We start from the raw sequence: 8,396 nt of genomic DNA on the forward strand, positions 1-8,396 counted from the left end.
GCGCTGCACGGATTCTGACTCGCCGCGCCCGCCGACGTGGTCGATTTCCCGGAATCGATACCCGGCCCGTTCGATAGCGACACGCAACTACTTGACAAATTGTTGGGTTTTTACAACACTCCGATGCAGTATCACAGCGCCACGGGCGAAAACCTCCACATCTGGATCCCGCTCAGCGGGACCGTGCCGACGACGTAAGGGAGCATCCGGAAGTGCCGCACTCGACAACCCGCACCCGTCGCCCCCGGCGACTGCGCTGGACCGGGATCCTGCTCGCGGCCGCGCTGCTGCTGGCGGCATGCGGCATCGGCGAGGACGACTCGCGGGAGCTGCCCGCCGACCTCACCGCCGAGGTCGACCGGATCGTGCGCACCCGCATGGAGGCCGGGATGATCCCCGGCGCCTGGGTCGGCATCGCCGACGCCGATCGCGGCACCTACATGCGCGCCTACGGCCGAGCCGACCTCGGCGCGGACCGGGCCGCCACCACCGGCGACCACTACCGGATCGGCAGCGTGACCAAGACGTTCACCGCGACGGCCGTGCTGCGGCTGGTGGATCAGCAGCGGCTGCGCCTCGACGATCCCCTCGGGCGGTACGTCCCCGGTATCCCCTACGGCGACACCCTCCGCCTCGCCGATCTGCTCGGGATGCGCAGCGGCGTCTACGACTACACCGGCGATCCGGAGTTCGTCGCCGCGGCCGCCGCCGATCCGCCGATGGCCGGGTGGCGGCCCGACGATCCGCTGCGGGTCATCGCGGCGCACCCGGACCAGGCCGAGCCACCGCGCACCGAGACCGTTTACAACAACACGAACTACTTCCTGCTGGGCCGGGTCGTGGAGCAGGTCACCGGACGGCCGATCGCCGCGGTGCTCAACGATCTGGCCGCCGAGCTCGGGCTGGCCGACACGTCCTATCCGGCCGACGATCGGCTGCCGGACCCGGTCGCGCACGGATACGCCTACCAGGGCACCGAGCCCGTGGACGTCACCGACCGCACCCCGCCGATCGCCTACGACGCCGCGGGCGCAATGGTTTCCACGATCTCCGATATGACGAAGTACGCGCGCATGCTCGCCCGCGGCGACCTGCTCAGCCCGCAGGCCCAGCGTGCGCGGGCGCAGTTCACCGAACTCGGCGCCGGTGCATACGGGCTCGGCATGCTCCGCGCGGGCGCCTGGCTCGGCCACAACGGGACGGTCGACGGGTATCGCACCATGGTCGCCCATCTCCCCGACCGCGATGTCAGCATCGCCGTCGCGGTGAATCAGTACTCGACGCCCGATCAGTTCGAGATGGGCGCGGACGAGATCTGGGCCGCCCTCGTCGACGCGCTGTATCCGAAGACCAGGAACGACGGCCCGCCGCCCGCGCCGCCCACGCGGCCCGCGATCCCCGCCGCGCCCGACCTGCAGGCGGGGCTGCGCCGGTCGCTGAGCCCCGCCGTGGCGGACAAGCCGTTCACGGTCGCCGATTCCGCACGCGACCCGCAGCTGATCGACCGGCTCGCCGGTGCTTTCGGCGATTCCGGCGCGACGATCCGGGTGAACAAGGTGACCGATCTGGGCGATTCGATCGTCGCCACCACCACGATGGAGTTCCAGGGCCGCCCGATGCTGGTCAATATCCCCCTCGTCCCGCGCGAGCTGGCCTGGCGCATCCCCACCGACTGGGCCTGCCGTTCCATCCCGGACCCGCGCGCCTCCCCGGCCTGCGGGTGAGCGCGGACGCGTGCGCGCACAGCGGGTCTCATAAGGTCGCATACACTCCTTCGGAAGCGCATCGCCCCGGATTCGCTTAGCGTGGGAATCTCGATGTCGAGAGGGGTCGTGATGCGAGCCGGGATGCTGAGTGTGGCCGAGCTGGTGCGGCAGGTCGAGACGGGGAAGCTGGACACCGTGCTGGTCGCGATGACCGACATGCAGGGCCGGCTGCAGGGAAAGCGTTGTTCGGCGCGGTATTTCGTGGACGAGGTGCTCGAGCATGCGACCGAGGCGTGCAACTATCTGCTCGCCGTCGATGTCGAGATGACCACGGTCGACGGCTACGAGATGTCCTCGTGGGAGACCGGATACGGAGATTTCGTGCTGCGGCCCGACCTCGCGACGCTGCGGCTGGTGCCGTGGCTGCCCGGCACGGCGCTGGTGCTGTGCGACGTCGAGCACGTGGACCCGCCCGGCAAGCCCGTCGCACCGTCCCCGCGGCAGGTGCTGCGGACCCAGCTGGACCGGCTCGCCGAGCACGGCCTGCACGCCTACGTCGGCACCGAACTCGAGTTCATGGTCTTCGACGACACCTACGAGCAGGCATTCCGCGCGGGCTACCGCGACCTGACGCCCGCCAACCAGTACAACGTCGACTACTCCATGCTCGGCACCGCCCGCATCGAACCGCTGCTGCGCCGCATCCGCACCGAGATGTCCGGCGCGGGACTGTATGTCGAGTCGGCGAAGGGGGAATGCAATCCGGGCCAGCACGAGATCGCGTTCCGCTACGACGAGGCGCTGGTGACCTGCGACAACCACAGCATCTACAAGACCGGCGCCAAGGAGATCGCGGCACAGGAGGGCCGCAGCCTCACCTTCATGGCGAAATACAATGAGCGCGAGGGCAATTCGTGCCACATCCATCTCAGCCTGCGCGACGACTCGGGCGCGCCGGTGTTCGCCGGGGGCGATCCCGGCGGCGGGTCGACGCTCATGCGGCACTTCCTGGCCGGACAGCTGGCCTGCCTGCGCGAACTCACCTATCTGCTGGCGCCGAATATCAACTCCTACAAGCGATTCCAGGACGGCAGCTTCGCACCGACCGCCGTCGCGTGGGGCCGCGACAACCGGACCTGCGCGCTGCGGGTGGTCGGGCACGGGCCGTCGCTGCGGATGGAGAACCGGGTCCCGGGCGGCGATGTGAATCCGTATCTCGCCGTGGCGGCCTCGATCGCGGCCGGACTGCACGGCCTCGAGCGGCGGCTGCCGCTGGAACCGGAGCTGCACGGCAATGCCTACCGGTCCGAGCGGCCGCGGGTGCCGCGGACCCTGCGCGAGGCCGCCCGGCTGTTCGGCGACAGCGAGATCGCCGAGGCCGCCTTCGGCGAGGAGGTGGTGCGGCACTACCGCAATGCGGCCCGGGTCGAACTCGACGCCTACGATGCCGCCGTGACCGACTGGGAGCGAATCCGTGGTTTCGAACGACTGTGAGCGGCGGCCGGTCATCGGGCTGCCCACCTACGCCGAGCGCACCCGGTTCGGCCACTGGGATGTCGACAGCGCGGTCCTGCACCGGACCTACATCGATATGGTCGACCGCGCCGGGGGTATCCCGGTGTTGCTGCCGCCCACGGGATCCGCGCGCCCGGAGCTCATCGACCGGCTGGACGGGCTGGTGCTGACCGGCGGCGCCGACCTCGACCCGTCCCGCTACGGCGCCGAACCGCATCCCGCTACGCGCGGAATACGCCCGGACCGAGACGAATTCGAGTTCACGCTGTTCGAGCGGGCCCGCGCCGCGGCGCTGCCGGTGCTGGCCGTGTGCCGCGGGCTGCAACTGGTGAACGCCGCCCTGGGCGGCACACTGCTGCAACATCTTCCGGACGTCGTCGGCCACACCGACCATTCCCGCAGCCCGGGCACGTTCACCGTCACCGCCGTCCGGACGCGCGCGGGCAGCCGGGTCGCCGCGATCGCCGGATCCGAGCTGAAGGCGCACTGCCACCATCACCAGGCGATCGACACCCTCGCGCCCGGCCTCATCGCCTCCGCCCACGCCGCGGACGGCACCATCGAGGCCGTCGAGGCACCCACCGATCCGTTCCTGGTGGGCGTGCAGTGGCATCCGGAGGAGAACGCGGCCGACGTCCGGCTCGTGCGGGCACTGGTCGAGCAGGCGGCAACGTACGGAAGGGAGCGCACCCGGTGACAACGACGCAGGTCGTCAACCCCGCGACCGAGGAGGTCGTGGCCACGGTCGAGGCGGCCCCCCAGGCCCCCCCCCGCGCCCCCCAAACACCCCCAAAACGGGCCCGGCCCCGGGGGGGCCCCCCCGCCCCCCCCCACGGACGCCGCCATCGCACGGGCACAGCGGGCCCTGCCGGGCTGGCGCGCCGTCGCGCCCGGCGATCGCGCGCGCCTGCTGCGCCGCTTCGCCGACGCGGTCGACGCCGACCTCGAACACCTCGCGGCCCTGGAGGTCCGCAATGCGGGCCACACCCTCGGCAATGCGCGCTGGGAGGCGGGCAACGTCCGCGACGTGCTGCATTACAGCGCCGGACTCCCGGAACGACTGCTGGGCAGTCAGATTCCCGTCCCGGGCGGCGTGAACATGACCTTCCACGAACCGCTCGGCGTGGTCGGGATCATCGTGCCGTGGAACTTCCCCATGCCGATCGCGGCCTGGGGTTTCGCGCCCGCGCTCGCCGCCGGGAACACCGTGGTGCTCAAACCGGCCGAGCTCACGCCGTTGACGGCGATGCGGCTCGGTGAGCTGGCGGCGCAGGCGGGCCTGCCGGACGACGTCTTTCAGGTGATCCCCGGCCGGGGATCGGTGGTCGGTGCGCGGTTCGTCACCCATCCCGCGGTGCGCAAGGTGGTCTTCACCGGCTCCACCGAGGTGGGCAGGCAGATCATGGCCGGATGCGCCGAGCAGGTCAAGCGGGTCACGCTCGAATTGGGCGGGAAGAACGCCAATATCGTCTTCGCCGACGCGGATGTGGAGCGGGCCGCCGCCACCGCGCCCTACGGCGTATTCGACAATGCCGGGCAGGACTGCTGCGCCCGATCTCGGATCCTGGTGCAGCGCAGCATCTTCGACCGATTCCTCGAGCTGCTGGAACCGGCCGTCCAGGGCGTGCGGGTCGGCGATCCCGCCGATGCGGCGACCGAGATGGGCCCGCTGATCTCGGCGGCGCATCGCGAGCGGGTCGCCGGATTCCTGGAGCCGTCGACCAAGGTGGCGTTCACCGGCTCCCGTCCCGACGGCCCCGGATTCTGGTTCCCGCCCACGGTGGTGCTGCCCGCGAGCCCCACCGACCGCGTCGTGACCGAGGAGGTGTTCGGCCCGGTGGTGGCGGTGCTGCCGTTCGACGACGAGGCCGACGCCCTGCGCCTGGCCAACGACACCGAGTACGGCCTGTCCGGATCCATCTGGACCTCGGACGTGGGCCGGGCGCTGCGCGTCTCGCGCGGGGTCGAGGCCGGGAACCTGTCGGTGAATTCCCATTCCTCCGTGCGGTATTGGACCCCGTTCGGCGGCTTCAAACAGTCCGGCCTCGGCCGCGAACTCGGCCCGGACGCCGCCCGCGCCTTCACCGAGATCAAGAACGTCTTCATCGCCACCGACTAGACAGAGGAGATACGTTGCAGCGCTTGCAGGATCGAGTCGCCGTCGTCACCGGCGGCGGCAGTGGTATCGGCCTCGCCACGGCACGGCGTTTCGCGCAGGAGGGAGCGAAAGTCGTTGTCGCCGATATCGACGCGACCTCCGGTGAGGCCGCGGCGGCGGAGGTCGGCGGGCTGTACGTGAAGGTAGACGTCACCGACGAGGCCCAGGTGCGGGCGATGTTCCAGGCCGCGGTCGACGCCTACGGCGGCCTGGACATCGCCTTCAACAACGCGGGAATCTCACCGCCGGACGACGATTCGATCCTCACCACCGGCATCGACGCCTGGCAGCGCGTGCAGGAGGTGAATCTGACCTCGGTCTACCTGTGCAGCAAGTACGCCATCGAACACATGCTCGAGCGGGGTAAGGGATCGGTGATCAACACCGCCTCCTTCGTCGCCGTCATGGGCGCGGCCACCTCCCAGATCTCCTACACCGCCTCCAAGGGCGGCGTGCTCGCCATGAGCCGCGAACTCGGAGTCCAGTTCGCCCGCCAGGGCATTCGCGTCAACGCCCTGTGCCCCGGGCCGGTGAACACTCCCCTGCTCCAGGAATTGTTCGCCAAGGATCCCGAGCGTGCCGCGCGCCGCCTGGTCCACGTTCCGCTCGGCCGATTCGCCGAGGCCGAGGAGATCGCCGCCGCCGTGGCCTTTCTCGCCAGCGACGATTCCTCGTTCATCACCGCATCCCAGTTCCTGGTCGACGGCGGAATCTCCGGGGCGTACGTGACGCCGCTGTGAGCTCTCGGTCGATGGTGCGGGTGGGGCCGGTGAACCAGCGGCGGGCCGAGGCGAACCACCACACGGCGATCGCGCCGACCACGCCGACCAGGGTCAGCGGCGCGTAATTGACCGAGGTCCAGGTGAATTCGTCGTTCCACGGATAGCCGCGATCGTCCATGGGCAGGATGAACAGGAGGCTGATCCCGACGATCCAGAGCAGCGCGACGATCCCGATCGGGCGATACCAGGAGCCGAGCGTCCACGGGCCGGTCCGGAATCTGCTGCCGTGTAATTGCCGCAGCAGCACCGGAATTCCGTAGGCGATGTAGAGCCCGATGGTGGCGACGGAGGTGGCGGCGGCGTAGGCGGTCGGGGCATTGGCCGCGGGCACCAGCATCGACGGGATCAGCAGCACGAAGGCGAAGACCGAGATGAACAGCACGGCGTTGACCGGCACCTTGCGCGCCGAAAGCCGCGACCACAGCGCCGATCCCGGCACCGCGCGGTCGCGGGCGAAGGCGAACAGCATCCGGGAGGCGGAGGTGACCGAGGCGTAGCCGCAGAACAGTTGCGCGACCGCGGCGATGACCAGCAGCAGCCCGGACCAGAAGGAGTTCAGCGAGTTCTCCAGGATGTAGATGACCGGGTAGCCGCTGTTCTTCTCCGGATCCAGCGCGTCGTCGAGGTTCGGAATCGCGAACGTCACCGCGAGAATCAGCAGATATCCGGCGACGGCCGAGACGACGACGGTGTTGACGATGCCCTTCGCCGCCATCCGGGAGGCATCGTGGGTCTCCTCGGACATGTGCGCCGAGGCGTCGTACCCGGTGAAGGTGTACTGCGCGTGCAGCAGGCCGAGCAGGAAACTGAAGGCCACGCCGCCGAATCCGACGGCGCTGTTGTCGACGGTCTCGGTGAACACGAAACCGACGCTCTGGTGGTGTTCCGCGCCGATCCCGAGCACCAGCACGAAGATCGCGACGCCGCCCACGTGCCACCACGCCGACACGTTGTTGATCATCGCGGACAGGTGCGGTCCGATGGCGTTGAGCACCGCGTGCAGAACGAGAATGGCCGCGAAGACCAGGAAGATCGCCGTGCGGTCGGTGCCGATATCGATGCCGATGACATTCAGCACCACGGTGGTGAAAATGGCCGCGCCGTAATCGATGGAGGCGGTGACGGCGATCTGGCCGATCAGGTTGAACCAGCCGGTGAACCAGCCCCAGACCGGGCCGCCCAGCTCCGACGCCCACCAGTACAGGCCGCCGGAAGTCGGGTAGGCCGAGGCCAATTCGGCCATCGCGAGCCCGACGAACAACACCATGACCGACACCAGCGGCCAGCCCCACGCCATGGTGATGGGCCCGCCGTTGGACAGCCCGATGCCGTAGCTGGCCAGCCCGCCGGTCAGGATCGAGACGATGGTGAAACTGATGGCGAAGTTGGAGAACCCGGACCAGGATCGGGCCAGTTCCTGCTTGTAGCCGAGTTCGGCGAGGCGGCGTTCGTCGTCGGACGGGGGTGACTGGGTCTCGCTCATAGATGCTCCCGCGTGAAAACGCCGCCCTCACACGGCGTTTGCCAGGTGCTCATTGTGGAGTAAACCCCCATCGACCGCAGCGCAACGCGAAAACCGGGCGGGCCGTAACCGGACGGTCATGCCGAGTTCGCCCCCGCCTCATACCCTCCTATGCGTACGACCAGTTTCGAATGATCGGATGACGCATGCGAGGCTTCTCCGCCGCCATCGGTGCGATGGCGTCCGCGATTGTCGTGACGGCCCTGGTGATTCCGGGGACGGCCGCCGCCGAGCCGCCGGGGATACCGACCGCCGATGCCGCGCGGGGCATGCTCGACGCGCTCACGGTGGCCGACGAGGGGTCCATGAGCGGCTACTCGCGGGAGAAGTTCCCGCACTGGAGCACGGTGTCGGGCGCGTGCACGACCCGGGAGACCGTGCTGCAGCGAGACGGCAGCGGCGTCGAGGTCGACGCGCGGTGCCGTCCCACGGCGGGCAGCTGGCGCTCGCCCTACGACGACAAAACCGTGTCCGAGCCGGGCGATGTCGACATCGATCATGTTGTCGCCCTGGCCGAGGCGTGGGGGGGGGGGGGCCCCCCCCGGGGGGCCCCGCCCCCCCCCCCCGGAGGCCACCCCCCCGGCCGACCGCCCATTATAGCGGGGAGCCCCGCCGCCGCGAACAGGATCAATCCCGGTGGGAGCAGGGCGATCACGCAGTAGCCGACGATGATCAACGGCCACGCCGGCGGTAGCGGGTCGCGCGCGGACAGC

Annotated in this window: 6 protein-coding genes and 1 pseudogene; 6 read left to right on the plus strand and 1 reads right to left on the minus strand. The window is 69.7% G+C overall.

Annotation, left to right across the window (positions count from 1 at the left end; all coding sequences use genetic code 11):
- Positions 1 to 212 precede the first annotated feature (212 nt).
- The 5 genes and pseudogenes from QH290_RS04070 (at position 213) to QH290_RS04090 (ending at position 6,119) form a co-directional block, all read left to right on the plus strand.
- Entirely contained in the window at positions 213 to 1,724 is a 1,512-nt protein-coding gene (locus QH290_RS04070; RefSeq protein WP_280382004.1) for a serine hydrolase domain-containing protein, read from the plus strand.
- Positions 1,725 to 1,817: 93 nt separating this feature from the next.
- On the plus strand, positions 1,818 to 3,200 hold the full coding sequence (locus QH290_RS04075; protein ID WP_280264783.1) for a glutamine synthetase family protein: 1,383 nt from the start codon (positions 1,818 to 1,820) through the stop codon (positions 3,198 to 3,200).
- Positions 3,181 to 3,918: a gamma-glutamyl-gamma-aminobutyrate hydrolase family protein gene (locus QH290_RS04080; protein ID WP_280382005.1), complete on the plus strand. Its 738-nt coding sequence runs from the start codon at positions 3,181 to 3,183 to the stop codon at positions 3,916 to 3,918. The genes QH290_RS04075 and QH290_RS04080 overlap by 20 nt, the downstream gene beginning before the upstream one ends.
- Positions 3,915 to 5,340, plus strand: a pseudogene (locus tag QH290_RS04085) (aldehyde dehydrogenase family protein). The gene QH290_RS04080 and the pseudogene QH290_RS04085 overlap by 4 nt, the downstream one beginning before the upstream one ends.
- Before the next feature lie 14 nt (positions 5,341 to 5,354).
- Entirely contained in the window at positions 5,355 to 6,119 is a 765-nt protein-coding gene (locus QH290_RS04090) for a 3-oxoacyl-ACP reductase (protein ID WP_280382006.1), read from the plus strand.
- Here QH290_RS04090 and QH290_RS04095 read toward each other — a convergent pair.
- Positions 6,058 to 7,644, minus strand: a complete 1,587-nt coding sequence (locus tag QH290_RS04095; protein WP_280382007.1) for an amino acid permease — start codon at positions 7,642 to 7,644, stop codon at positions 6,058 to 6,060. The two genes, QH290_RS04090 and QH290_RS04095, sit on opposite strands and share 62 nt — an antisense overlap.
- Before the next feature lie 185 nt (positions 7,645 to 7,829).
- Here QH290_RS04095 and QH290_RS04100 point away from each other — a divergent pair, with 185 nt between their 5' ends.
- Positions 7,830 to 8,345, plus strand: coding sequence for a hypothetical protein (locus QH290_RS04100; protein ID WP_280382008.1), 516 nt, complete (start codon positions 7,830 to 7,832; stop codon positions 8,343 to 8,345).
- The last annotated feature ends 51 nt before the right edge of the window (positions 8,346 to 8,396 follow it).

This window comes from Nocardia wallacei, from assembly GCF_029869545.1.
GTDB classification, from domain to species: domain Bacteria; phylum Actinomycetota; class Actinomycetes; order Mycobacteriales; family Mycobacteriaceae; genus Nocardia; species Nocardia wallacei_A.

Coding starts and splice junctions, on each gene's coding strand:
- QH290_RS04100 (WP_280382008.1), top strand. CDS start 7,830: ATGCGAGGCTTCTCCGCCGCCATCGGTGCGATGGCGTCCGCGATTGTC.
- QH290_RS04095 (WP_280382007.1), bottom strand. CDS start 7,644: ATGAGCGAGACCCAGTCACCCCCGTCCGACGACGAACGCCGCCTCGCC.
- QH290_RS04075 (WP_280264783.1), top strand. CDS start 1,818: ATGTCGAGAGGGGTCGTGATGCGAGCCGGGATGCTGAGTGTGGCCGAG.